Annotated in this window: 24 protein-coding genes; 11 read left to right on the forward strand and 13 right to left on the reverse strand. The window is 68.1% G+C overall.

All coding sequences use genetic code 11. The annotated features are described in order from the left end of the window. Positions 1–360 precede the first annotated feature (360 nt). Positions 361–2,358 carry a DNA topoisomerase (ATP-hydrolyzing) subunit B gene (gene gyrB / locus ACZK5N_RS12235; RefSeq protein WP_463625072.1) on the reverse strand — a complete coding sequence of 666 codons (1,998 nt, stop codon included), beginning with the start codon at positions 2,356–2,358 and terminating at the stop codon, positions 361–363. A 427-nt stretch (positions 2,359–2,785) separates the two neighbouring features. On the opposite strand from gyrB, the gene ACZK5N_RS12240 reads away from it, so the two are divergent. Further along, complete coding sequence (locus ACZK5N_RS12240) at positions 2,786–3,535, forward strand: sulfite exporter TauE/SafE family protein (protein WP_463625054.1); 750 nt, start codon at positions 2,786–2,788, stop codon at positions 3,533–3,535. 23 nt (positions 3,536–3,558) lie between these two features. Here the strand turns inward: ACZK5N_RS12240 and ACZK5N_RS12245 are convergent, their stop codons facing one another. The 9 genes from ACZK5N_RS12245 to ACZK5N_RS12285 form a co-directional block, all read right to left on the reverse strand. Further along, positions 3,559–4,920: a M23 family metallopeptidase gene (locus ACZK5N_RS12245; RefSeq protein ID WP_463625055.1), complete on the reverse strand. Its 1,362-nt coding sequence runs from the start codon at positions 4,918–4,920 to the stop codon at positions 3,559–3,561. 109 nt (positions 4,921–5,029) lie between these two features. After that, positions 5,030–5,659 carry an SIMPL domain-containing protein gene (locus ACZK5N_RS12250; protein WP_463625056.1) on the reverse strand — a complete coding sequence of 210 codons (630 nt, stop codon included), beginning with the start codon at positions 5,657–5,659 and terminating at the stop codon, positions 5,030–5,032. 16 nt (positions 5,660–5,675) lie between these two features. After that, entirely contained in the window at positions 5,676–6,200 is a 525-nt protein-coding gene (locus ACZK5N_RS12255) for a DciA family protein (RefSeq protein ID WP_459018440.1), read from the reverse strand. A gap of 67 nt (positions 6,201–6,267) precedes the next feature. Beyond that, the gene (gene recF, locus ACZK5N_RS12260) at positions 6,268–7,419 is read right to left on the reverse strand and encodes a DNA replication/repair protein RecF (protein WP_463625057.1); all 1,152 of its coding nucleotides are present in this window, start codon (positions 7,417–7,419) and stop codon (positions 6,268–6,270) included. Positions 7,420–7,431: 12 nt separating this feature from the next. Continuing rightward, positions 7,432–8,313 carry a phosphogluconate dehydrogenase (NAD(+)-dependent, decarboxylating) gene (gene gnd / locus ACZK5N_RS12265; protein ID WP_463625058.1) on the reverse strand — a complete coding sequence of 294 codons (882 nt, stop codon included), beginning with the start codon at positions 8,311–8,313 and terminating at the stop codon, positions 7,432–7,434. A 40-nt stretch (positions 8,314–8,353) separates the two neighbouring features. Beyond that, positions 8,354–9,514 carry a DNA polymerase III subunit beta gene (gene dnaN / locus ACZK5N_RS12270; RefSeq protein WP_463625059.1) on the reverse strand — a complete coding sequence of 387 codons (1,161 nt, stop codon included), beginning with the start codon at positions 9,512–9,514 and terminating at the stop codon, positions 8,354–8,356. 92 nt (positions 9,515–9,606) lie between these two features. Beyond that, positions 9,607–12,171, reverse strand: a complete 2,565-nt coding sequence (locus tag ACZK5N_RS12275; protein WP_463625060.1) for an ABC transporter permease — start codon at positions 12,169–12,171, stop codon at positions 9,607–9,609. Positions 12,172–12,175: 4 nt separating this feature from the next. Next, complete coding sequence (locus ACZK5N_RS12280; protein WP_463625061.1) at positions 12,176–13,081, reverse strand: ABC transporter ATP-binding protein; 906 nt, start codon at positions 13,079–13,081, stop codon at positions 12,176–12,178. Between the two features lie 265 nt (positions 13,082–13,346). Beyond that, a complete protein-coding gene (locus ACZK5N_RS12285; protein ID WP_459018430.1) occupies positions 13,347–13,523 on the reverse strand; it encodes a DUF8730 family Cys-rich protein in 177 nt (58 codons plus the stop codon). A 72-nt stretch (positions 13,524–13,595) separates the two neighbouring features. On the opposite strand from ACZK5N_RS12285, the gene ACZK5N_RS12290 reads away from it, so the two are divergent. Then, positions 13,596–15,230 (forward strand): FAD-dependent oxidoreductase, encoded by a 1,635-nt coding sequence (locus ACZK5N_RS12290; protein WP_459018428.1) that lies wholly within the window; start codon positions 13,596–13,598, stop codon positions 15,228–15,230. 80 nt (positions 15,231–15,310) lie between these two features. Here ACZK5N_RS12290 and ACZK5N_RS12295 read toward each other — a convergent pair whose 3' ends face one another. Then, positions 15,311–15,589, reverse strand: coding sequence for a metal-sensitive transcriptional regulator (locus ACZK5N_RS12295; protein WP_459018427.1), 279 nt, complete (start codon positions 15,587–15,589; stop codon positions 15,311–15,313). 105 nt (positions 15,590–15,694) lie between these two features. Then, entirely contained in the window at positions 15,695–17,071 is a 1,377-nt protein-coding gene (dnaA, locus tag ACZK5N_RS12300; RefSeq protein WP_459018426.1) for a chromosomal replication initiator protein DnaA, read from the reverse strand. A 344-nt stretch (positions 17,072–17,415) separates the two neighbouring features. Between dnaA and rpmH the strand changes: the two genes are divergently transcribed. The 9 genes from rpmH to ACZK5N_RS12345 all read left to right on the forward strand — a co-directional run bounded on the left by rpmH (position 17,416) and on the right by ACZK5N_RS12345 (position 23,113). Then, the gene (gene rpmH / locus ACZK5N_RS12305) at positions 17,416–17,553 is read left to right on the forward strand and encodes a 50S ribosomal protein L34 (protein WP_459018424.1); all 138 of its coding nucleotides are present in this window, start codon (positions 17,416–17,418) and stop codon (positions 17,551–17,553) included. A gap of 12 nt (positions 17,554–17,565) precedes the next feature. Beyond that, positions 17,566–17,916, forward strand: coding sequence for a ribonuclease P protein component (gene rnpA / locus ACZK5N_RS12310; RefSeq protein ID WP_459018423.1), 351 nt, complete (start codon positions 17,566–17,568; stop codon positions 17,914–17,916). Further along, entirely contained in the window at positions 17,910–18,206 is a 297-nt protein-coding gene (yidD, locus tag ACZK5N_RS12315) for a membrane protein insertion efficiency factor YidD (RefSeq protein WP_459018422.1), read from the forward strand. Before rnpA ends, yidD begins: the two co-directional genes overlap by 7 nt. Next, positions 18,207–19,331 (forward strand): membrane protein insertase YidC, encoded by a 1,125-nt coding sequence (yidC, locus tag ACZK5N_RS12320; protein WP_459018421.1) that lies wholly within the window; start codon positions 18,207–18,209, stop codon positions 19,329–19,331. Positions 19,332–19,404: 73 nt separating this feature from the next. Next, the gene (locus ACZK5N_RS12325) at positions 19,405–19,875 is read left to right on the forward strand and encodes a Jag family protein (RefSeq protein ID WP_459018420.1); all 471 of its coding nucleotides are present in this window, start codon (positions 19,405–19,407) and stop codon (positions 19,873–19,875) included. 20 nt (positions 19,876–19,895) lie between these two features. After that, a complete protein-coding gene (gene rsmG, locus ACZK5N_RS12330; RefSeq protein WP_459020452.1) occupies positions 19,896–20,498 on the forward strand; it encodes a 16S rRNA (guanine(527)-N(7))-methyltransferase RsmG in 603 nt (200 codons plus the stop codon). Between the two features lie 312 nt (positions 20,499–20,810). After that, positions 20,811–21,791 carry a ParA family protein gene (locus tag ACZK5N_RS12335; RefSeq protein ID WP_459018419.1) on the forward strand — a complete coding sequence of 327 codons (981 nt, stop codon included), beginning with the start codon at positions 20,811–20,813 and terminating at the stop codon, positions 21,789–21,791. Next, a complete protein-coding gene (locus ACZK5N_RS12340; protein WP_463625062.1) occupies positions 21,788–22,678 on the forward strand; it encodes a ParB/RepB/Spo0J family partition protein in 891 nt (296 codons plus the stop codon). The genes ACZK5N_RS12335 and ACZK5N_RS12340 overlap by 4 nt, the downstream gene beginning before the upstream one ends. 66 nt (positions 22,679–22,744) lie before the next feature. Further along, entirely contained in the window at positions 22,745–23,113 is a 369-nt protein-coding gene (locus ACZK5N_RS12345) for a DUF3817 domain-containing protein (RefSeq protein ID WP_459018417.1), read from the forward strand. On the opposite strand, the gene ACZK5N_RS12350 is transcribed toward ACZK5N_RS12345, so the two are convergent. After that, positions 23,110–23,817, reverse strand: coding sequence for an SURF1 family protein (locus ACZK5N_RS12350; RefSeq protein WP_459018415.1), 708 nt, complete (start codon positions 23,815–23,817; stop codon positions 23,110–23,112). The genes ACZK5N_RS12345 and ACZK5N_RS12350 overlap by 4 nt on opposite strands. Between the last annotated feature and the right edge of the window lies 1 nt (position 23,818).

Below are 23,818 nucleotides of genomic sequence, written 5' to 3' on the forward strand. Positions count from 1 at the left end.
CATGAACTCAGGTGATGCCGGACCGCTCGCGGAGCGAGCCCAGCAAACGCTCCGAAGGAGCCTGTTTGCTGGCCATTCAGTTGTGCGAGCGGAGCGAGCTCCTGGTGGGCTCACGGGGCGGAGCCCCGTGAGGGGGGCCCACGGGGGGCTTGCCCCCCGTGTGTTTGCTGGCCATTCAGTTGTGCGAGCGGAGCGAGCTCCTGGTGGGCTCACGGGGCGGAGCCCCGTGAGGGGGGCCCACGGGGGGCTTGCCCCCCGTGTGTTTGCTGGCCATTCAGTTGTGCGAGCGGAGCGAGCTCCTGGTGGGCTCACGGGGCGGAGCCCCGTGAGGGGGGCCCACGGGGGGCTTGCCCCCGTGCGTTAGATGTCGAGGAAGCGGACGTCCCGGGCGTTGCGCTGGATGAACGTGCGGCGCTGCTCCACGTCCTCACCCATCAGGATCGAGAACATCTGGTCCGCCATGGCGGCGTCGTCGATGGTGACCTGCAGCAGGATCCGCTTGTCCGGGTCCATCGTGGTGTCCCACAGGTCGTCGGCGTTCATCTCACCGAGACCCTTGTAGCGCTGGATGGGGTTGACCTGGGGCAGTTTCTTCCCCTCGGCCAGGCCCTTATCGCGCAGCCCGTCGCGCTCGGTATCGCCGTAGGCCAGCTCATGCGGGGCGTTGCTCCAGCGCAGCCGGAACAGCGGCGGCTGGGCCAGGTACACGTGCCCCGCCTCGATCAGCGGGCGCATGAACCGGAACAGCAGCGTGAGCAGCAACGTGCGGATGTGGGCGCCGTCGACGTCCGCGTCCGCCATGAGGACGAGCTTGTGGTAGCGCAGCTTGTCCAGGTCGAAATCCTCCTGCATGCCGGCGCCGAGGGCGTTGATGATGGCCTCGACCTCCTTGTTGGCGAGGATGCGGTCGATGCGCGCCTTCTCGACGTTGAGGATCTTGCCGCGGATGGGGAGGATGGCCTGCGTTCGGGGGTCGCGGCCGCCGCGGGCCGAGCCGCCGGCGGAATCGCCCTCGACGATGAACAGTTCGCATTCACTGGGGTCTGTGGACTGGCAGTCCACCAGCTTGCCCGGCAGGCCGGAGCCGCCCAGGAGGCCCTTGCGCGAGCGGGCCATGTCGCGCGCCTTGCGGGCGGCGATTCGCGCCGCGGCGGCGGACTGCGACTTGCGCACGATGTCCTTGCCCTCGGCGGGGTTGCGCTCGAACCAGTCGCCCAGGCGGTCGTTGAGGACGCGCTGCACGAACGACTTGGCCTCGGTGTTGCCCAGCTTGGTCTTGGTCTGGCCCTCGAACTGCGGCTCGGCCACCTTGATCGACACGATGGCGGTGAGGCCCTCGCGGATGTCGTCGCCAGAGACCCGGTCCTCGCGCTTCTTGATCAGGCCCCACGACTCGCCCCACCTGTTGACGGTGTTGGTCAGCGCCGTGCGGAAGCCCTCCTCGTGGGTGCCGCCCTCGTGCGTGTTGATGGTGTTGGCAAACGTGTAGACGCTGTTGGTGTAGGACGTGTTCCACTGCATCGCGATCTCCAGGCCCATGCCCTGGTCCGGCGCGTGGGCCTCGACGGCGATGACGGTGGGGTGGATCGCGTCCTTGCCCGAGGACAGGTACTTCACGTAGTCGATGAGGCCGTCCATGTACTGGAACTCGTCGTAGGGGGTGTCCGTCTCGCCCTCGTCGCCCGTGGCCACCTGACGGTCCGCGCGCAGGTCGATCAGTGAGATCCGCAGGCCCTTGTTGAGAAAGGCCATCTCACGGAAGCGGGTCGCGAGCGTGTCGTAGTTGTAGTGCGTGGTCTCGAAGGTCTCCGTGGAGGGGAAGAACGTGATGGTGGTGCCCGTGTCGTCGGTCTCCTCGCGGCGCTCCAGTTCCGTCACCGGGGTGCCGAGGTGGAACTCCTGCTCCCAGCGGTAGCCGTCGCGGCGGACATCGACGATGAGCTTGTCCGACAGCGCGTTGACCACGGAGGAGCCCACGCCGTGCAGGCCGCCCGAGACCTTGTACCCGCCGTCGCCGAACTTTCCGCCGGCATGCAGGACCGTCAGCACCAGCGTGACGGTCGGGATCTTCTCGATGGGGTGTTCCTTGACCGGGATGCCGCGGCCGTTGTCCTTGACCCGGACCCCGCCGTCGTCCAGGAGCTCCACCTCGATGGAATCGCAGTAGCCCGCGAGGGCCTCGTCGACGGAGTTGTCCACAATCTCGTACACAAGGTGGTGAAGGCCGCGCTCGCCGGTGGACCCGATGTACATGCCGGGGCGCTTGCGAACCGCCTCGAGGCCCTCGAGGACCGAGATCTGATCCGCGTCATAGAGGCCGGAGACGGTGTTGTCCGCGGAGTCCTGAAGGCCCTCCATCCGCTCGCTCGGGAGGTACTCCTCGTCCACCTGTACGTCTTCGCTCACTTTGCTCCTGTCCACACAAACGGGCGCCGGACTGGCCGGCGCCGTTGATCGTGCCAATTCTACCCTGACAGCCCAAGTTTCGAGGCATCGCCCACCGCGGACGCGCCACGGGACGCCGGATTTGCGCGATTCGCGACGACGGCGGGGGTCGGGGCAAGGTCCCCTATCCCTCCCGGGGCCGTAGCGCGGCACAACGGCGCCGGTCCTTGAGCCGGATCCCAGTCTCAACCGGCACTGGAACGATCAAACGGGTCTGCCCGGCCGACGAATGCCGGATCAGGCTCGTGGCGGCACGCCGAGAGCCGTGTCCGGCTCAACTCACCTGGCGCGGCGGACGACGGGCGGTGCAGTAGCCTGCCCGCGACAGAGGGAGACGCTCGTGGAGTGGACGTGGGTGGTGGTGGGCGCTGCGGCGCTGGTCATCGGCATCGCCAAGACCAGCTTCGGCGGGCTCGGCTCCCTGGCGGTGGCGCTGCTGGCGCTGACGCTGCCGACGAAGGAGTCCACGGCCGCCGCGCTGCTGCTCCTCATCACCGGAGACATCATCGGCGTCCTGCGCTACCGTCGCTCCGCCGACTGGTCGCTGCTGCGGGCGCTGCTGCCCTCCGTCGTCCCCGGCATCCTGCTTGGCGCCCTGTTCATCCAGTTCGTCGACGACCTCGTGCTGCGACGCTCCATCGGAGCCATCCTGCTGCTGTCGGTGCTGCTGCAACTGGTGCTGTCGACGCTGGCCCGGCGCCGGGCGCCGGCACCAGAGCTCGACGCCGGCCCGCCGCATCGGGCGCTGACGATAGGCGCGGGTGTCGCGGCAGGGTTCACGACGATGGCCGCCAACGCGGCCGGCCCCGTCATGGCGGTGTATCTCCAGCTGGCGAAGGTGGAGAAGATGCGCTTCCTCGGCACCTCGGCCTGGTTCTACTTCATCGTCAACGTGGCCAAGACGCCGCTCACCTTCAGCCTGGGGCTGTTCACGCCGCAGGTGATGGTGGCGGTGGCCTGGGGCATCCCTGTGGTGCTGCTGGGCACCGTCATCGGCGTCGCGCTCATCCACCGTGTCCCGCAGCGGACGTTCGACGTCCTGACCCTGCTCACGTCGGTGATCGCGGCCGGAGCGTTGCTGGTCATCTAGCAGGGATCATCGCCGGCCCCGGCTCAGGGCGTCGGGGAGCCCTCGACCGGGTCCGGTACCGGTTCCACCACGGGATCCTCGGCGGGCGGAGGCTCGGGCTCGACGACCGGATCCGGCTCGGGCTGCGACGTGGGTGGCGGAGGCGCCGCCGTCGTGGTCTCGGGAACGGGTTCCTGCGTGGTGGTCGCCGGTGGGGGGGCGGAGGAGGGCGAGGGCTCTGGTTGGGTCACGGATGCGGTGGGCGACGGCGCGGCGCTCGTGACCGGGATGGCCTCGCTGGGGCTCGGCGAATCACTCGGGCTGGGCGACGCGCTCGGGCTTGGCGACGGACTCGCGCTCGGGGACGGGCTGGCGCTCGGCGACGGGCTGGCGCTCGGCGACGGGCTGGCGCTCGGCGACGGCGACGGGCTGGCGCTCGGCGACAGGGCGACGCTCGGGTTGGGCGAGGCGCTGAGCAGAGGCACCAGGGACGGTGACCCGCTCGGCGACGGGCTGGGGCTGGGGCTCGGGCTGAGCGACGGCAGCGGCGACGGCGACGCGGGGACATCGAAGAACGTCACCGCGCTGAGGTCCACCCGGGAGGGCTGCCCGTTCAGCCACGGCTCGGGGTCCGTGAACTGTCCGTTGACGATGACCTCGAAATGCAGGTGGCATCCGGTGGAGTAGCCCGTGTTACCCACCCGACCCACCCCGTCGAGCGCCTCGACCCTCTGGCCGAGGCTGACGCCGATGGCGCTGAGGTGGTTGTAGGTGGTCACCACGCGGAAACCGGCGATCATGCCGTGGTCGATCTTGACCTGGACCCCGTTGCCGCCCGCCCAACCCGCCTTGACCACCCGACCGTCCGCCGCGGCGCCGACGGGGGTGCCGCACGGTGCTGCCCAGTCCAGGCCGGTGTGCAGCTTCCACACGCGCAGCACCGGGTGGTAGCGCATCCCGAACACGGACGTGCGCCTCCCCATGACGGGCATCGAGAAGAGCTTCCCCGCGGCCCGCTCGCCCAGTGAGCCGATCGCCGGGTCGGCCGGGATGGTCTCCGGTGCCGGTGGGGGTGCCGGCTCCGGCATGCGGGGGCCGTCAAGGGGAAGCACCTCGGGGGTGGGGGCGCTGAACGGATCAAAGGAGAGCGGACGGTCGTCGACCCATTCGCCGTCGACCACCGACCCGTCGACCCATTGGCCGTCGACCACCGACCCGTCGACCATGCCCATGGGCAGCGACGGCGGTTGGGTGAAGGAGGGCGCGGGGGCCACGACGTGGAGGACGGGTTCGATCGGCACGGCCTCAACCGCCGTCAGCGGGTCCTGCCCGTACGTGACGGCTCCTCCGACCAGGGCCGCCGAGACCGCTGCTGCGATCACCGACGACAGCCCTCGAAGCTTCATCCAGTCCCCCGATACCGGTTAGCCCGTGCCTACCCATGGAACCACGTGGGGACAAGAATTGGAAGAAAGTTAGTGTGTTGATTTCAGGCTTTTCTCAGGCGAGCTCTGGTCAGGCTGTGAACTCGACGACGAGACTCACCGAGATCTCGACGTCCTGCGGATCCAGGTTGATCGAGGGGGCGGCCTCCATGCCACGCGACGCCGTCCGGGCGCTGGCCATCGGCATCACTCCCCCGCCCGCGTCCTGCACCGCCACCACCTCGACGGTGCCGCGTCGGGCCGCCGTCGCGATCCACCCGGCGCGCCGTTCGGCGTCGCCGAAAGCGTCGGCCAGGGCCCGCGGCTGCACCTCGTCGAGGGTGGCGTCCCGCAACCGCCAGTCCAGCCAGCCCACCTGGGCACCCGGGGTGGCGGCCAGCCCGCCCAGGAGGTCTCCCAGAGCAGCGAGGTCGTCGACGACGAACGAACCCCGCACCTCCGCCGTGTGCTGGGCCGGCGTCGGCTGCCCCCACGTGTTGACCGGGGTGGAGGTCCACGAGCGGAGGCCGCTCAACCTGACGTCGCGGACGGTGCCCGACGACGTGGCGCGCTCCAGGCGCACCCGGGCCCCGTCGGTCGCGGCGGCCGTGTCTGCCACCACCGAGCTCCGGTCCGGGCCGGTGAAACCCAGGGTCAGGTTGACCGCGACACACTCAGCGGGGAGCGTGATCCGGCTGGTGCCGGTGACGGTGACGCGCATGCGGCCAGCTTAGGTCTCAGCCGTAGGTGTCGCGGGGGCCGCGACCCTGCACGGCGCGAGTGCCCCTCTTCCAGCTCGGCGGCCTCGGTCCGCGGAAGTCGACGCGCAGCACCGTCCGCTCACCCAACGCGGCGTTGAGCTTGGCGACGATCTGCGAGGCCGAGAACTTCATGGCCGCGGCCCAGGAGGTGGAGTCGCAGTCCACGATGAGGACCCCGTCGGTGTAGTTGACGGGGGTGGAGTGCTGGGCGTTGGACTCCCCCACCAGCTCCGGCCACCGTCGCAGCACGTGCGACAGGCTGATCCGGCGCTGCCACCCGCGGGCCTTGATGACCGTGTCGAGCACGTCGCCGACGAGTTGAGGGTCGCGGTCGTCGGGGTGTGCGCCGGAGCGCTGCTGCTCCATCGGCCGCTGGCGGCGCCGCGGCTGCCTGGCGGGCGAGGGGTCCGGCAGCACCACCCCGTAGGCGGCGGACTCGACGGCGGCGCGAGCGATCTCGGAGGCGAGGTCGAGCCCCGTCGGGTCGTGCTCCTCGCTCATGCGCCGAGACTACCCCCCGCGGCGTGAGTGGGCCGACGTCGCCCACCTCCCCCCGCTCCTCCTCAGCTCAGGCACCGAGCAGTTCGACGGTGCCGGCGTCGACGCGGAAGCGACGCTCGGCCGCGAAGTCCGGGACGTCCGCGCCGACCGCGGCCGTGATGAGCACCTGCTCTGCGTCGGCGATGGCAGCCGCCAACCGCTCCCGCCGCGACACGTCCAACTCGGCGAACACGTCGTCCAGCACGAGCACGGGCTCGACGCCGTCGTCGCGCACCAGCGTGAACCCGCCCAGGCGCAGCGCCAGCGCCAGCGACCAGGACTCCCCGTGCGACGCGTACCCCTTCGCCGGCAGGGCGCCGATGGACAGCTCGACGTCGTCGCGCTGCGGCCCGACAAGGGTCACCCCCCGCGACACCTCGTCCCTGCGCATGCGCTCCATGGCGGACAGGAGCCGCTGGCGCAGGCCTGCCCGCACGTCCGCCTCCTCCGTCACGCCGTCGAGGTCCAGCAGCGTCTTGTAGGACGCCGAGATCTGGTTGTTCAGCGGTGCGATGGTCTCGTAGGCGCGCTGCGCGTGCGGCACCACGTCTGCGAGCGTGTCCAGCCGGGCGTGCAGCAGCTCCGCCCCCAGGGCGGCGAGCTGCTCGTTCCACACGGCGAGCGTGACGTCCTCGTCGCCTCCGCTGGGTACGAACGAGCGCCCCGCCATCGCCTTGAGCAGGGCGTTGCGCTGCTTGAGCACGCGGTCGAAATCCTGCCGCACCCCCGCCATCCGCGGCCACCGGGTGACCACGAGCGAGTCCAGCCACCCGCGACGATCCGACGGGTCGCCGCGCACGATCGCCAGGTCCAGCGGAGAGAACACGACGGTGCGCAGGGCGCCGATCAGGTCCCGCGGCCGCCCCAGCGGTGCCCGGTTGAGGCGCGCCGTGTTGGAGCGACCGTTGGCGATCTCCAGCTCCAAGGAGATCACCCGGGGGTCCTCGCGGCCGGCCTGGACCCGTGCCCGCACCACGGCCGTCTCCGCGCCCGCGCGGATCAGTGGTGCCGTGGCCGCGACCCTGTGCGAGGTCATGGTGGACAGGTACTCGATGGCTTCCACGAGGTTGGTCTTGCCCTGACCGTTGGATCCGACGAAGACCGTCACCCCCGACGACAGCGACACCGCTGCCTCGGTGTAGTTGCGGAAATCCGTCAGCGTGAGTTCGGTGACGAACACCTAGGCGATCACCTAGTCCTTGGCAGGCGCGACGGCGTGGCCGCCGAACTGGTTGCGCATCGCCGCCACCATCTTCATGGCCGGCGAGTCCTCCTGGCGCGACACGAACCGCGCGAACAGGCTGGCCGCGATGGTCGGCACGGGCACCGCGAGATCAACGGCCGCGTTGACGGTCCAGCGACCCTCGCCGGAATCCTCCGCGTAGCCCTCGATGGCATCGAGGTGCGGGTCAGCGTCCAGTGCCCGGACCATGAGGTCCAGCAGCCAGGAGCGGATGACGGTGCCCTCGCGCCAGGACTCGAACACCGCGGGCACGTTGGTGACCTCGTCCGAAGCCTCGAGAAGCTCCCAGCCCTCGGCGTACGCCTGCATGAGGCCATACTCGACGCCGTTGTGCACCATCTTGGCGAAGTGCCCGGCGCCGTGTTCGCCGGCGTGCACGAAGCCGAACTCGCCCTCGGGCTTCAGCGCCTCGAACACGGGCATGGCCAGCTCGACGGCGTCCGCCGGCCCGCCCACCATCAACGCGTACCCGTTCTCCAGGCCCCACACTCCGCCGGAGACACCTACGTCGAGGAACCGGATGCCGGCGTCGGCGAGGAACGCGGCGTGCCTCGCGTCGTGGGTCCACTTCGAGTTGCCACCGTCGATGACGACGTCGCCCTCAGACAGCAGCGGCTTCAGTGTGGCGATGAGCGGGTCGACGGCCTGGATCGGGACCATGAGCCAGATCACTCGCGGACCCTCGCCGAGCTGGGCGACGAGGTCCGCCTCGTCCGTCGCGTCCGAGAGGGCGGGGTTGTGGTCCAGGCCCACCACCTCCACTCCCGCCGCGCGCAACCGCTCGCGCATGTTGCCGCCCATTTTCCCCAAGCCGATGAGACCGATGCGCATGAGAACTCCTTCAGTGGGATAGGTGTGTCGGTGGTGCGGGTCAGCTCGGCAGGCGCATGAGCATGATGACGTGCCGGTAGTCCGCCAAGGGGTCCCCGTCGATGCTGGCGAGGCCCATGATGAGGCACGGCTTGCCCGGGAGCGTGAACGAGAAGTGGGCGAAGGGCGCGTCGAGCGCCGTGAGCGCGTCCAGCAGGTAGTGGGGGTTGAACCCGGCGTCCGTGATGGACTGCTCGTCGCCCACCACCTCGATCTCGGCCTCGATGCCCTCCGATGCCTGCGCCTGATCCCCCGTGGCCGCCTCCAGCGCGATGTGGTCCTCGTGGATGCGCATCCGCAGCGGCGTGTTGCGCTCCGCCACCAGCGATACTCGCTTGACCGCGGCCAGGAGGTCCGTGGTGTTGACGCGCACGCCGACGGTGGCGTCCACGTCCATGAGGTGGCGGACCTTGGGGAACGCCTGGCTGAGCAGGCGCGTGGTGGCTTCGCGGGTGCCCTTGGAGCTTTCGCCGACGAAGCCGGCCAGGCCCTCGCCCTCCGCCTCGGTGGTGGACAGTGAGATGGTCAGCGTGTCACCCGAGGTCATGGATTTGGCGGTGTCCGCAAGAACCTTGCCGGGCACGAGGACCGCACCCTCGACCGACGGCGACGACGGCCGCCACGTCAGCTCCTTCAGCGCCATGCGGTAGCGGTCCGTGGCGAGCAGCGAGAGGGACTCGCCGTTGATCTCCATCTTCACGCCCGTGAACACGTTGAGCAGCTCGTCCCGGCCGGCGGCGACGAACACCTGGCCCACGGCCTTCTCGAACATGGCCGCGTCGACGACGCCCGTCTGGGTGGGCATGTCCGGCAGCGTGGGGTACTCCTCCACAGGCAGCGTCTGCAGCGTGAACCGCGCCTGACCGCACGTGAGCTCCACCTTGCTGTGGTCCGCCACGAGATCCACGGGCTTGTTGGGCAGCGCGCGGGCGATCTCCGCGAGCAGCCGGCCGGAGACCAGCACGGTGCCCTCGTCGTTGACCGTGGCGGGCATCGAGACCTTGGCCGAGGTGGTCGAGTCGAAGCTGCTCAGCGTCAGCCCCTTGGCGTCCGCCTCGAGGAGCATGCCGGCGAGGATCGGTGCGGTGGGACGCGTGGGAAGGCTGCGCGCCACCCAGGCCACGGCGTCTGCCAACGCGTCGCGCTCAACTCGAATCTTCACAAGGCTTCCCCTTTGATCTCGCTACCGTCTTGATCTCGCTACCGTCGCCTGAATCATAGCCGGGCGGCTCTCCGCCCATGCCAGCTGTGCGGCTACTCCGTGGCGATCGACTCCAGCACGTTGAGCCGCGACGCCCGGCGCGCCGGACCAACGGCCGCAAGTACCCCGAACAGTGCCGCCACCACGACGAACACCAGCAACTGGGCCCACGGGACGACCAGCTGATCGATGCCGTCGGCGCGCAGCAGGGTGACCAGCGAGGCGCCGAAGACCACCCCCAGGACAACGCCCAGGGTGGCGCCGAGGGTGGCCACCATGACAGATTCCAGGGTCACCATCCTCCTCAGCTGGGGCCTGGTCATTCCGACGGCGCGGAGCAGGCCGACCTCCCGCGTGCGCTCCATCACCGAGAGGCCGAGCGTGTTGACGATCCCGAGCACGGAGATGACGACGGCCAGGGCGAGCAGCGCGTAGAGGATCGAGAAGATCTGCTGGAACTGCCCGACGCGGGCCTCCACGAACTCGGCCACGTCCGCCACGACCACGGTGGGCTGATCGGAGGTGGCGTCGTCGAGACCGGCGCGCACCGACGCCAGATCGGCGCCGTCTTCCGCGAACACCACGAGACGCTGCACGAGCGTGGCATCGCCCAGCTGGGCATAGGTGTCCAGGTCCACGATCAGGTCGCCCAGTGACTGTGGGCCGGCGCCCCCCTCGTGCAGGCCGGTGACGAGCACCTCGACGGTGCCACCCGCCGGGGTGGGCAGCTGCATGAGCTGGCCGAGGCTGAGGCCCTGGTCCTCGGCGAATTCGGTGGAGACGACCACCGGTGCCGCGCCGCCCTGGTCGCTCAGGGACCCGGCAACCAGCTCCAGGCTGCTTGCCCTGGTGAGACCGTCGGCGGTCGTGCCGGTGAGCTGCACCGGTTCGCCGTCGATGACCGTGGCCCCGCGGTAGAACTCGTACACGGTCTCCACGCCCTGAACGGCGCGCGCATCAGCCGCGACCGTGGCGTCGAACGGCTGGTAGGCCACAGGGCTCACGGTGAAGTCCCCGCGCTGATCCGACGTGAGCCGGTCACGGATGGAGGTGGTGGTGCTGGCCGCCAGGATCGCCACGGTGGCCACCAGCGCCAGGCCGATCATGAGGGTCGCGGCGGTGGCGGCCGTGCGGCGGGGCTGACGGATCGCGTTGAGCCGGGCCAGCTTGCCCACCTCGCCGAACAGCGCGCGGTAGGCGGTGCCGAACAGCCAGATCAGGGGGGCTCCCACCACGACGGCGGCGAACACCATGCCGACCAGCAGAAGCACCGCCCCGATCCCCGCCCAGATCAGCGGCTGCGGGACGTCGAGCCACAGGGAGCACACCAGGGCGGCGGTTCCCATCTCGATCATCGCCACGCCCACCATCGGCAGGCCACCGAGCTTCTCGGGCCCCGACTGCTGTGCGGCGGCCATGGCCTCGACGGGGCGCGTGCGGGACGCCTTTCGCGCCGGCAACGCCGCGGCCACCACCGTGACGAGGATGCCGATGGTGTACGACGCCACCACCGCCTGCCAGGTGAAGGACGGCACCGCGGCGCCGAGGTCGATGCCCAGGAGGCGCAGCACCACCAGGATCGCCCAGGCCAACCCGTATCCCACCAGGAGGCCGGCGGTGGCGCCGATGACGCCCACCACCAGCGCCTCGGTCAGCACGGAGGTCCTCACCTGGGAGCGGGTGGCCCCGATGGCCCGCAGGAGCGCCAGCTCGCGTGAGCGCTGCGCCACGAGGATGGAGAAGGTGTTGAGGATGAGCAGGGTGGCCACGAGCAACGCGATCCCGGCGAACACCAGGAGGAAGGTGTTGACGAACCCGAGCCCTACGTCGAGCTGCTCCTGGATGGTCGCGGCCAGGGCGTCGCCCGTCTCCGCGACGAAACCCGCGGGCAGGACCTTCTGGATCTCCTCCGCAACGGCGGCGGGGTCCGCCTCCGTCTGCGTCTGGACCCAGGCGGCGTAGAAGCCGTCCTGCCCCTCCTGCACGATGGCCTGCGCCTCCTCGAGCGTGAAGAACAGGTAGCTGGCGCCGGCCGTCGCCCCGGCGCCGTAGGTGCCCAGACCCACCAGGGTGTAGCTCTGAATGCCGTCGCGGGGGGTGGCCACCTTGAGCTCGTCACCGAGGACAAAACCACCGCGTGCCGCCGTCGCCGGGTCCAGCACCACCTCGTCGTCCGCGCCGGGGGGCACCCCCTCGACGATCCGGGCCCCCACCTGTCCACCCGCGGCGGGCAGGTCGATCCAGTTCATCGCCACGCCGGGTGCGCCCGGGAACATGATCAGCCTGTCGTTCTTGTCGAGCGGGAAGACCTGGCTGCTGGAGACCATGCCCACGGCTTCCTGCACGCCGTCGACGGCACCGATGGCACCCAGCTCCTCAGGCGTCATGAGGATCTGCTGCTGGCCGGTGGTGTTGTCGAAGCCCTCGATGCCGACTCCCTCAGCGGAGACGTTCACGTCCGCCAATGCGCCCTTGACGAGGGAGTCGAAACTCGAGGACAGCAGATTGGTGAACAGCAACGAGCCGGACACGAACGCCACACCGAGCACGATCGACAGGGCGCTGAGCAGCAGCCTGACCTTGCGTGCCCAGAGAGAGGTCCACGTTGCGTGCAGCATCTGGCTAGTCCAGCAGCGCGCGACGCGCGATCGATCGTTCGAGGGTGGACTCGCCCTCGTCGTCGTCCGACGGACCCCGGTGGGTGGGCGCCGAGCCGCCGTCGCGGTAGACCGGTTCCTCCGAGGCCTGGGTGTCCACGGGAACCCCGGCCGGCGCGACGACGGGTGTCGGAGGTGCGTCGTGGCGCGGGTAGATATGCGACATCTCGCCCAGCAGGTCCTCCTGCGTGGCCCCGCGCATCTCGTGGACGATGTGGCCGTCGGAGAGGAACACGGCGCGGTCCGCATAGCTGGCCGCGTGCGCGTCGTGGGTCACCATGACCACGGTCTGGCCGAACTCGTCGACGCTGCGGCGCAGGAACCCGAGCACCTCGGCGGCCGACGTTGAGTCCAGGTTTCCGGTGGGCTCGTCGCCGAACACGATGTGGGGGCGGTTCATCAGCGCCCTGGCGCACGCGACTCGCTGCTGCTGACCGCCCGACAGCTCGGAAGGCTTGTGTGTGAGGCGGTCCCCCAGGGCCAGCACGTCGACGATCCGCTCGAACCAGGCCTCGTCCACCTTCTTCCCCGCGATCCGCAGCGGCAGCACGATGTTCTCCCGCGCCGTGAGCGTGGGAACAAGGTTGAACGCCTGGAAGATGAACCCGATGCGGTCCCTGCGCAGTTCCGTCAACGGCGTGTCCGCCAGCGTGGACACCGCGGTCTCTCCCAGGTAGACCTCGCCGGACGTGGGGGTGTCGAGGGCCGCCATGAGGTGCATGAGGGTGGACTTGCCTGATCCCGAGGGGCCCATGATGGCGGTGAACTCCCCGTCGATGATGTCGAAGTCCACGCCGTCGAGAGCTTTCACCACCGCTGATCCGGATCCGTAGATCTTGGTGAGGCCCCTGGCCCGCGCTGCGATGCTCACCCCACCACGGTAGCAGCGGGGAGAATTCGGTCCCCTTGCCCACAGCCGTGACTTTGAGTGGAGAGAGGTAATTACATATCAGTTGTACTCATAGCCCCTGTGGAATCGGTGGATAACCGGTGTCGTGGCTGACCAGCGCGTCATTGCGCCTGTTGAGGGCTTGTGGAGGAACGAAAAACTACACGGTTGGGATTTGTGGAGAAGACCGGGGCGGGAAGTTGTCCACAGCCCCGTCCCCGGCCCTCTCACACGGTTGTCCGCAGGTTCAGCGGCCCATGAGACGGTCGAAGAATCCCGCTCCGGCGGGCTGGCTCGATGCCTGGCTCTGGTGGCCACCGCACCACTGGCCCGCGGGCACGGAGCGCTTGACGGCATCGACGTGGTTGCCGCAACCGGCCCAGGTGGTCTTGCCGCACTGGCGACACTTGGTGGGACTGCACATACTTGATTCTCCTCTTCGGTTCGGGGTACCCCGGTTCGTCAACCATACCCCCTGGGGTATAGAGTTTTCAACATGAAGGTTGTCATTGTCGGTGGTGTTGCTGGTGGGATGAGCGCGGCCGCGCGTCTGCGTCGTCTCGATGAGTCCGCGGAGATCATCGTGGTGGAGCGCAGCGGCTACGTGTCGTTCGCCAACTGCGGTCTCCCCTATCACGTGGGCGGGGTGATCGAGGACCGCTCCGCCCTGCTGTTGCAGACACCGGAGGCGTTGTACAACCGATTCCGCCTGGACGTGCGCGTCGGCACGGCAGCCGTCCAGATCAACCGCCAACTCAGGGAGGTCGTCGTCCGCGACGTGGCCACCGGCCGCGAGGAGACCCTCTCCTACGACAAGCTCGTCCTCTCCCCCGGCGCCAAGCCCCTCATGCCCCCCATCCCCGGCATCGAGCGGGCACTCCCGCTGCGCAACGTGGAGGACACGGACCGCATGCTCGCCGCCGTCGCGGAGGCTGAGACCGCCGTCGTGGTGGGAGGCGGTTTCGTGGGCCTCGAGGTGGCCGAGAACCTGCTGCACCGCGGTATGAAGGTGGCGGTCGTCGAGGCACTCCCCCAGGTGATGGCGCCGCTGGACCCGGAGATGGTCGCACCCGTGCACGCCGTCATGCGCGCCGCCGGCATCGACCTGCGTCTCGGATCCGGTGTCACCGCCATCGGTGCTCAGGACGTCACACTCGCTGACGGGTCGCGGCTGCCCGCGGACGTGGTGGTCGCGGCCATCGGCGTTCGGCCGGACACCGAACTCGCCAAGGCCGCCGGCCTCCGGGTGGGTCCGCGCGGCGGACTGCTGGTCGACGACAGGCAACTCACCAATGACGAGCACATCTACGCGGTGGGTGATGCGGTCGAGAAGGTCGACGCGCTGAGCGACGAGTCGGTGCTCGTGCCGCTGGCCAACACCGCCAACCTGCAGGGACGTCGCGTCGCCGACGACATCGCCGGGCGTGGCCGTCCCGCGCGGCACGTCCGGGGCACGGCCATCGTGGGCCTCCTCGGTCTCCAGGTGGCTGCCACCGGATGGAACGAGAAGCGCCTGCGCGACGCCGGTCGCCACTACATGGCCATCCATACCCACCCCGCCTCGCACGCCACCTACTACCCGGGCGCATCCACCATGGCGCTCAAGCTGCTGGTGGATCCGGCCACGGGCGAGATCCTCGGCGCACAGGGCGTCGGCCAGGATGGTGTCGACAAGCGGATGGATGTGATCGCGACGGCGATGGCCGGCGGTCTCAAGGCCCCTGACCTGGCCGAGCTGGAACTGGCGTACGCTCCGCAGTTCGGTTCCGCAAAGGATGCCATCAACATGCTGGGCTTCATCGCGGAGAACCGCCTGAGCGGCTGGGAGGATCACATCCAGTGGCACGAGGTGGTGGAGGCGCAGAACGCCGGCGCAGTGGTCGTCGACGTGCGCACTCGGGGTGAGTACGCCGCAGGCGCGGTGCCCGGTGCGATCAACATCCCCGTCGACGAACTGCGCGAGCGCATCGACGAGATCCCCAATGGCGGGACTCCCCTGATCGTCCACTGCGGTGTGGGCATCCGTAGCCACGCGGCGTTGGCGGCCCTCAAGGGTGCCGGTCGTGAGGCGCGCAACCTCGACGGCGGCTACACCACATGGAAGGCCGGCTCCGGCCTCACGGTGCACTGAGGTGCACGCATAAGGGTCCCCAGCATGACTGCTGGGGACCCTTGCTTTCCGCGCGGACACCCGTTCCGGCGGGCGAGCGCTCAGGCGAGGCTGAGGAAGAGCTTCTCCATCTTGGCCTGATCCAACGGGTCCGGATCGGGCTGTTCCATGCACTGTCGCAGCCCGATCGAGATGGTGGTGAACCCGGCGCGGTCAACTGCCTTCGAGACGGCGGCCAGCTGCATCACGATGTCATCGCAGTTCCGGCCGTCCTCGATCATCCGGATGATCCCACCCAGCTGCCCTTGGGCGCGCTTGAGGCGCTTGACCACCGCTGTCATCTGCTCCGGGTCGAGCTGCATCGGATCCTCCACAATCATGGGACGAGTATACCCCTACCGGTATAGGGAATGGGGCTTCGCGCGCGCACGGGTTCCCGCGCGTTGTTCCATTGTCGCCGCCTGGTCAAGCCAGGCGAAACCGCGTCAGGACTGCTTGATCTGGTTGGTCAGCTCGGTGACCTGGTTGAACAGGTCGCGATCCTGGCCGATCTTCTCGTTGATCTTGCGGACCGCGTGCAGCACCGTCGAGTGGTCCCTGCCGCCGAACTTGTGTCCGATCTTCGGCAGCGACATGTCCGTCAGCTCCCGACAGAGGTACATCGCGATCTGGCGGGCCGACGCGATGGTGGCGACGCGGCTGCTGCCGGTGAGATCCTCGAGCGAGATGCTGAAGTACATGGCGGCGGCGTCCATGATGGCCTGCGCGTCCACCGGGGCCGCGTCGTCGGGCATGAGGTCGTTGAGGACCTGCTCAGCCAGGGCGACGGTGATCTCCTGCTGGTTGAGGCTCGCGAGCGCCGCGACGCGCGTGAGGGCCCCCTCCAGCTCGCGGATGTTGGTGGGGATCCGCGACGCGATCAGCTCCAGCACCTGCGTTCCGGCGGTCAACCGCTGCGACGCGACCTTCTTCCGCAGGATGGCGATACGCGTCTCGAGGTCCGGGGGTTGAATGTCGGTCATCAGGCCCCACTCGAAGCGCGACCGGAGCCGCGGCTCCAGCGCCTCCAGCAGCTTGGGGGGCCGGTCCGAGGTCATCACGATCTGCTTCTGGGCGTTGTGCAGCGTGTTGAAGGTGTGGAAGAACTCCTCCTGGGTCTGGATCTTTGATTCCAGGAACTGGATGTCGTCGACCAGAAGGACGTCGACGTCGCGGTAGGAGCTGCGAAACTCCGCCGTGCGGTTCGACGAGATGGCGTTGATGAAGTCGTTGGTGAGTTCCTCGGTGGAGACGTACTTCACGCGAAGCTGCTCGTAGTAGCTGGTGACGTAGTGGCCGATGGCGTGGAGGAGATGGGTCTTGCCCAGACCAGAGGGTCCGTAGATCATGAGCGGGTTGTAGGACTTCCCGGGGGTCTCGGCCACCGCCGCGGCTGCGGCGTGCGCGAACCGGTTGGACGAGCCGGCGACGAAGGACTCGAACGTGTAGCGGGGATTGAGGCGCACGTCCTGCGGGCGCGAGCGCGGGGCCGCCCGTCGAGGCTCCTCCTCGGGGACCAGGACCGTGGCCGTGGAGGACCAGGATTCGGCCTCCTCCCGCACCATCTCCGGGTTGATCATCACCGCGAGATGCGTGCTCTGACCGCAGATGGCGCTGAGCCGTTCCTCGATCTGTGGACGAAGGCGCGTCTCGATCCGCTCGCGCGTGGTCTCGTCGCCCACGGCGAGCATCAGTGTGCTGCCGTGCATCTCCAGAGGTCTCGTGCGGCGAAGCCAAGCCTTCGTGGGGGCGTCGGCCGAGGCGATGACCTCATCCCACAGGCCCGCCAGGTCCGGCGTCGGTGATTCGCTCACCTCACCCACTTCCCGGCGGAAGCCCGCCTCTTCAAGTAATCCACAAGGTTGTCCACAAGGGGGGTATAACTCACCCTAGCGGTACGGCCGACCGGCGCTCACCTGTGGATAAGCTGGAAGGCAGGACAACGAAGTTAGTCCCGTCGGGGCCAGTTGGCAAGGCGATTTGCGCGACACGCCGAGCGCGGTACTGGACTACATCGGTGTTATTTGCTTGGTTGTCCGGCCCCACAGGATCCTGGTTTGGTCTGCAGGGCGTTTGGCACGTATCGTTGACCAGTCGCCATCTAGGCGGCCACTTCCCCCTGCCCACCAGGGCAGTTGTACACCATCGAACCTGAGGGAGTAATCCCATGACCAAGCGTACGTTCCAGCCGAGCAACCGCCGTCGTAGCCGCACCCATGGCTTCCGCGCCCGCATGCGGACCCGCGCCGGTCGCGCCATCCTGGCCGCCCGTCGCAGCAAGGGTCGCACCGAGCTGTCGGCCTAGGGCCGATCGTCGGTGCTGCCAGGTCCGCGTCGGCTCACGAAGCCTTCTGACTTCGGTGTCACCGTCCGGCACGGCGCCCGAGCAGCAACTCCGACAGTCGTGGTGCACGTGAAGCGCATCACCCTTCAGAATCCACCCGACATCGGCCGGGTGGGTTTTGTCGTCTCCAAGAAGGTGGGCAACGCAGTGACCCGAAACCGCGTCAAGCGGCGGCTCAGGCACCTCGTCGTCCCCTTGGAGGCTCCCTTCGTCGCCGACGTGGTGGTGCGGGCTCTGCCCGCTGCCGCCACTGAGCCGCAACGCCTCGCCGGGGACCTGGCCGACGCCTGGCGCCGCGCGCATCTGAAGGCGGCAGCGTGCTGAAGTATCCGCTGATCTGGTTGGTGAAGGGCTGGCGCACGTTCGTCTCCCCCTCCTACGGAAATGTGTGCAAGTACCACCCGTCCTGCTCGAGCTACGGGCTGACGGCACTTGAGACTCACGGCGCCGTCAAGGGCGTGTGGCTCACCACCCGACGTCTCCTCCGCTGCCACCCGTGGGCGGCCGGCGGCGTCGACTATGTTCCCGGATCGCCGGAATCGGCGGCCTGGGCAGACGAGATATCCAACGAATCACGGGGACACGAGCCCCAACTGAAGACTGAGGTGGCTTAAGTGGTCGATCTGCTGGTGATGCTGAACATCTGGGACAGTTTCTACGGGGTGCTGTCCGCCATGATGCAGCCCCTCTACTGGGCGGTGTCCGGACTCGTCGTGTTCTTCCACTGGCTGTACACGCCGCTGTTGGGCGCGTCCTCCGGATGGAACTGGACCCTGGCGATCATCAGCCTCACGGTCGTGATCCGCACCCTCCTCATCCCCCTGTTCGTCAAGCAGATCAACTCGGCGCGCAACATGCAGATGCTCCAGCCGAAGATGGCGGACCTGCAGAAAAAGCATGGGCATGACCGGGAGCGCCTGGGCCAGGAAACGATGAAGATGTACAAGGAGGAGGGCGTCAGCCCCACCGCATCGTGCCTCCCCCTGCTCCTGCAGATGCCCATCTTCCTCTCACTGTTCCGCGTCCTGGAGGGCGTGTCGTCGGGCAATGTGCGCGGCCACTTCTTCAAGATCAACCCGGACCTGGTGTCGTCGCTGCAGAACGCGGAGATCTTCGGCGCCCGCCTCGCGGACCGCATCTTCCCCATGACGTCGTTCGGCGCCACGCAGGCGGTGGGCATCGTCCTGGTGGTGGCCATGGTGGCCGTGTTCTTCGTCACGCAGCTCCAGTTGATGCGCAAGAACCTGCCCCCGGAGTCGTTGACCGGTCCCATGGCGCAGCAGCAGAAGATGATGCTGTACTTCTTCCCCGTCATCTACGCCGCCTCGTCGGTGGTCATCCCGATCGGCGTGCTGATCTACTGGCTGACGTCCAACGTGTGGACCATGGCGCAGCAGGGCCTGCTGATTCGTAACAACCCCGCTCCGAACACGCCCGCGTTCATCGAGTGGGAGGAGCGGATGCTCGCCAAGGGCAGGGATCCGCAGTCCATCATGCTTGCGCGCAACGCGAAGCGTCGGGGCACCAGGAACCCGTCCGCGGCCCCCTCGCGACCGGTCGCCCGGACGGGTGCCGTGTCCACGGACGAGCTCGTCGCGGACGAGACGTCCGAGTCGCCGACGAAGATCGCCCGGCAGCAGGTGAACCGTCAGACGGTGCGCACCACGGACGACGGCAAGCGCGTCGTGAGCCGGCAGCAGCCGCGACAGGCGCCCCGCTCCGCCCGCAAGAAGAAGTGAGCCGACGCACGGCGTCGCTCCCCACACACCACACACACTGCCCCTTGCGGGCTTGAAGGAGAGGACACTTTCCATGTCGAACAACGAGACTGAGGCCGCTCTACTGGCCGAGGGAGACCTGGTCGCCGACTATTTCGAGGAGCTGCTGGACATCGCAGACCTCGACGGTGACATCGAGAACTCCGTCCAGGACGGCCGGGCATTCATCGCCATCGACACCGAGTCGGAGCTGCTGGTGGGCAAGGACGGCGAAGTCCTCGACGCACTGCAGGAATTGGCGCGGCTCGTGGTGATGACGGAGACCGGGCATCGCTCGCGGCTGATGGTGGACGTCGCGGGCTACCGCCAACGGCGGAGGGCAGAGCTCGTGGCCATGGCGAAGGATGCCATCGCCGAGGTCAAGGAGTCCGGTGATCCGGTGAGGTTGGCGCCGCTCAACGCCTATGAGCGCAAGATCGTCCACGACGAAGTCGCGGCCGCCGAACTGGTCAGCGAGTCCGAGGGTGAGCCGCCGAACCGGCGTGTGGTGGTCCGGGCCAAGTGAGTGCGGGCACGGCAGAGGGGTTGTCACGCGACGCGATTGTCGCGCTATACCCTCAAAGCGGTGAAGCGCTAAGTAAATATGTAGATATATTGGCAAGTCGTGGTATCGAGTGGGGTCTTCTGGGCCCGCGGGAGGGCGACAAGCTGTGGCATCGCCACATCGCCAACTCGGTGGCTCTCAACGACGCCCTGCCCCAGGGCGTGGATGTGGCGGACGTCGGGAGCGGCGCGGGGCTGCCGGGGCTGCCCATCGCCCTCACGCGTCCAGACCTCAATGTCACGCTCGTGGAGCCGCTGCTGCGGCGGGCGAACTTCCTGACCCTCGCGGTGGAAGAGCTGGGCGTGGAGGCCCGGGTCCGGGTCTCCCGGTCCCGGGCTGAGGAGACGAAGGACCACTTCGACGTCGTCGTGTGCCGCGCCGTCGCTCCGCTGGAACGGCTTCTGCGCTGGACCACTCCCCTGTTTGCTCATGGCGGGCAACTCCTGGCGCTCAAGGGCGAGTCAGCCGAGCTGGAGATCCGCGAAGCCGGCAAGATGCTGGCCAGATGGGGCCTGAAGGCGGAGGTGCTCGAACTCACCGTCGGCCCCGGCACCGAGCGGGCGCGCGCGATCCGCGTCAGTTGATTCACTGAAGATGCCGCCGCGAGGGGCGGCAATCGTGTGGCCCATGTCGGTGCCTCGGGAGAGTCACTCCTTCCCTGCCCTGCAGGTGGTCTGCCGGCGTCGCCCGCGATCTCTGTTCAACCCTGGTCTGCTCCTCCCGTCGCTGGCACCTCGATGCCTGGGATCCATGTGTCCGGTCCAGGGGCACGGTTTGGGCCGTCCTTGGCGCGCCCTCGCGTGCGGCCGGCGCGTTTCACGTGAAACGCGACACGCGCAACTTCGTGAAGCCGACGAAGCTTCGATAGAGTCGTCGCGGACACCGAGGAGGCCCTGATGGCGTTGTTCTTCCGCAAACGCAAAGCGCAGGCGAACGAGGACGAGTTGTGGAAGGACCACACCAACGTTTCACGTGAAACGGGGTCGCAGCCCCGCCGCGCCGCGAACAACCCTGACGTGAGCATCGAGTCCGAGTACGGCGACGAGATGATCGAGTTCGACGAGCCGGCCCCGACGCTCCCCCGGCCAGCAAGCCCACGCATTGTCGTCGTCGCGAATCAGAAGGGTGGCGTCGGCAAGACCACCACGGCGGTGAACCTGGCGCACGCGATGGCAATCGGTGGACTGAACGTGCTCGTCGTCGACAACGACCCCCAGGGCAACGCCTCGACAGCCCTAGGCGTCAAACACACGCCTGGCACGAAGGGCACCTATGAGGTGCTCCTTGAGGGCGTAGGCATCATCGAGCACGCCTTGCCGTCGCCGCACTCACCGAACCTGCACGTCCTACCCGCCGCTATAGACCTCGCCGCAGCCGAACTTGAACTCGTCAACCTACGGGGGCGCGAGCATCGCATGCGTGACGCAATTCGGCAGTACGTGGAGGAGTCGGGCGTGGACTACATCTTCTTCGATTGCCCCCCATCCCTCGGACTTCTCACGCTCAACGCCCTGGTGGCCGCCAACGAGATCCTGGTGCCCATTCAAACGGAGTACTACGCACTCGAAGGCGTCACGCAACTGATGCGCACCATCCAGCGCGTCAAGGGCAACCTCAACGACGATCTCGAGCTCAGCACTATTCTGTTGACGATGTACGACAGCCGCACGAACCTTTCGCGAGAAGTGGCCGAAGAGGTCCGACGGCATTTTCCCGCGCAGACCCTGGCTCAGGAGATACCGCGCTCCGTGCGGATCGCGGAAGCGCCGAGCTACCAGCAGACAGTACTCAACTACCAGCCGAAGTCCCCCGGCGCCGTTGCCTACACAACAGCCGCGCGCGAGATGGCCGAGCGCGCGCATAAGGTGGTGCAATGATGGCCGTTCCCAAGAAAAGTGCCCTTGGTCAGGGACTGAGTGATCTCTTCGCCCGCACCGACGACGACACGGTGGAGCAGCTGCGGGACGGCTCGACGTTCGAGGAGTTGCCCCTGAAGCATATTTCGCCCAACCCGCATCAACCTCGCACGGTATTCGACGAGGACGAGCTGAACGAGCTCGCAGAATCCATCGCCGAATTCGGCGTCCTCCAGCCAGTGGTGGTCCGGCGCCAGGGTCACGACTCGTTCGAGCTCGTAATGGGGGAGCGTCGGCTGCGAGCGAGTCAGATCGCCGGCCGCGACACCATCCCGGCGATCATCCGCGGAACCGACGACACCGCGCTCCTGCGGGATGCGCTCCTGGAGAACCTCCACCGTGCTGACCTCAACGCGATCGAGGAAGCCAACGCCTACGCGCAGCTGCTGCAGGACTTCGACTGCACCAAGGAGGACTTGGCGCAGCGGATCCACCGGTCCAGGCCGCAGGTGTCCAACACCCTGCGGCTGCTGAACCTGCCCCAGCGCGTCCAGACGAAGGTCGCCGCTGGCGTTCTGTCCGCTGGTCACGCCCGTGCTCTGCTCGGCCTGGACAATGCGGAGTTGCAGGAGCACCTGGCCGAGCGCATCGTGGCCGAGGGGCTGTCAGTGCGCTCAACAGAGGAGATCGTGTCGCTCGACAGGGGGACAGAGCCGCGACACTCGCGCCCTCGGACCCCTCGAACCCCCACGGAGCGTGAGCGCGACATTGCCACCGCGCTCAGCGACCACTTCGACACGCGAGTGAAGGTGGCCATCGGACGCAACAAGGGGCGCATCACCATCGAGTTCGCCTCGGGCGAGGACCTGGATCGGATCATGGCGATCCTCGACAACACCACGGTATAACCGTATACCTGTTAAACCACACAGCTATATAGCGACATATCACTACAACCATTGAACGAGGAAACGATGACTGTGGCCGACCCCAGCACGACCGTTCCCAGCGACGACGTGCCGGGCATCCGTGGCGCGCTCACGCGCTACCGGATCATGGCCTACGTCGTCGGGGTGCTGCTCGTGGTCCTCGTGTGCGTAGGGCTGCCGCTCAAGTACATCTGGGGCGACGGCCGGGTGGTGCTCTGGACGGGGATGCCCCACGGCTGGCTCTACATGGTCCTTCTCATCACGGCCTACGACCTCGGCCGTCGGGTGAAGTGGTCCATCAGATGGTTCCTGGCCATCATGGCGGCCGGGACGGTGCCGTTCCTGTCGTTCGTCGCCGAGCACTTCGCGACGAAGAACGTGCGAGCCACGCTCGCGGCGAGCGAGTCCGCCTAGTGAGCCTTCGGATCGGAGACCGACGCAGCCGCGGCGCCGTCCCTGGCAAACCCACGGGCGACGTAGAACCCGAACGCGACCGCGCCCGCTGCGAATACCCACCACTGGAGGGCGTATCCCCGGTGCGTGGCTGATCCCTCGGCCGTGGGCAGCACCAACGGGGCCGGGGAGAGCCCCTCCATTGCGGAGTCCGGGGCAGACAGGGTGACATATCCGCCGATCAACGGCGACGGCCACGACTGCGCCATGGCCTGGATCCGCAGCGAGCCGAAGTCCGCCCCCGCCGGGACACTGTCAGCCGGGAGGTCCGACGACAGGAACACCCCCACCAGGTTCTGCGGGCCGATGGGCGCGTCTGCCGGGTCGAAACCCTGCCCGACGGCGCCCCGCACCACCGCCACGTACCGGCCGTCGTCCATCCTGAACGCAGTGGCCACGCGCAGCGGCCAAGACTGGCCGACCAGCACCTCGTGGTCGGTGTACGCGCCACTCAGGGTGACCTGGCGCCCGTAGACGTCCTCGATCTCCCCGTTCGCCGCGACACTCTCAGCCAGCGGAACCGCCTCCTGGGCCGCACGCTCGGCCGACACGTCGCGGGTGGACTCCTGGTAGGACGACATCTGCCACAGCCCCAGTAGGAGCATCATCACCGCGACGACCAGGCCTCCCGCGACGGCGATGACCTGCTTGGCTTTGACGCCCATC

This window comes from Tessaracoccus pujii, from assembly GCF_055326215.1.

Coding starts and splice junctions, on each gene's coding strand:
- gyrB (WP_463625072.1), bottom strand. CDS start 2,358: ATGGAGGGCCTTCAGGACTCCGCGGACAACACCGTCTCCGGCCTCTAT.
- ACZK5N_RS12335 (WP_459018419.1), top strand. CDS start 20,811: ATGGCGTTGTTCTTCCGCAAACGCAAAGCGCAGGCGAACGAGGACGAG.
- ACZK5N_RS12255 (WP_459018440.1), bottom strand. CDS start 6,200: ATGAGCGAGGAGCACGACCCGACGGGGCTCGACCTCGCCTCCGAGATC.
- ACZK5N_RS12245 (WP_463625055.1), bottom strand. CDS start 4,920: ATGAAGCTTCGAGGGCTGTCGTCGGTGATCGCAGCAGCGGTCTCGGCG.
- ACZK5N_RS12295 (WP_459018427.1), bottom strand. CDS start 15,589: ATGATTGTGGAGGATCCGATGCAGCTCGACCCGGAGCAGATGACAGCG.
- ACZK5N_RS12340 (WP_463625062.1), top strand. CDS start 21,788: ATGATGGCCGTTCCCAAGAAAAGTGCCCTTGGTCAGGGACTGAGTGAT.
- ACZK5N_RS12250 (WP_463625056.1), bottom strand. CDS start 5,659: ATGCGCGTCACCGTCACCGGCACCAGCCGGATCACGCTCCCCGCTGAG.
- rpmH (WP_459018424.1), top strand. CDS start 17,416: ATGACCAAGCGTACGTTCCAGCCGAGCAACCGCCGTCGTAGCCGCACC.
- gnd (WP_463625058.1), bottom strand. CDS start 8,313: ATGCGCATCGGTCTCATCGGCTTGGGGAAAATGGGCGGCAACATGCGC.
- ACZK5N_RS12325 (WP_459018420.1), top strand. CDS start 19,405: ATGTCGAACAACGAGACTGAGGCCGCTCTACTGGCCGAGGGAGACCTG.
- ACZK5N_RS12345 (WP_459018417.1), top strand. CDS start 22,745: ATGACTGTGGCCGACCCCAGCACGACCGTTCCCAGCGACGACGTGCCG.
- ACZK5N_RS12285 (WP_459018430.1), bottom strand. CDS start 13,523: ATGTGCAGTCCCACCAAGTGTCGCCAGTGCGGCAAGACCACCTGGGCC.
- ACZK5N_RS12290 (WP_459018428.1), top strand. CDS start 13,596: ATGAAGGTTGTCATTGTCGGTGGTGTTGCTGGTGGGATGAGCGCGGCC.
- ACZK5N_RS12275 (WP_463625060.1), bottom strand. CDS start 12,171: ATGCTGCACGCAACGTGGACCTCTCTCTGGGCACGCAAGGTCAGGCTG.
- ACZK5N_RS12350 (WP_459018415.1), bottom strand. CDS start 23,817: ATGGGCGTCAAAGCCAAGCAGGTCATCGCCGTCGCGGGAGGCCTGGTC.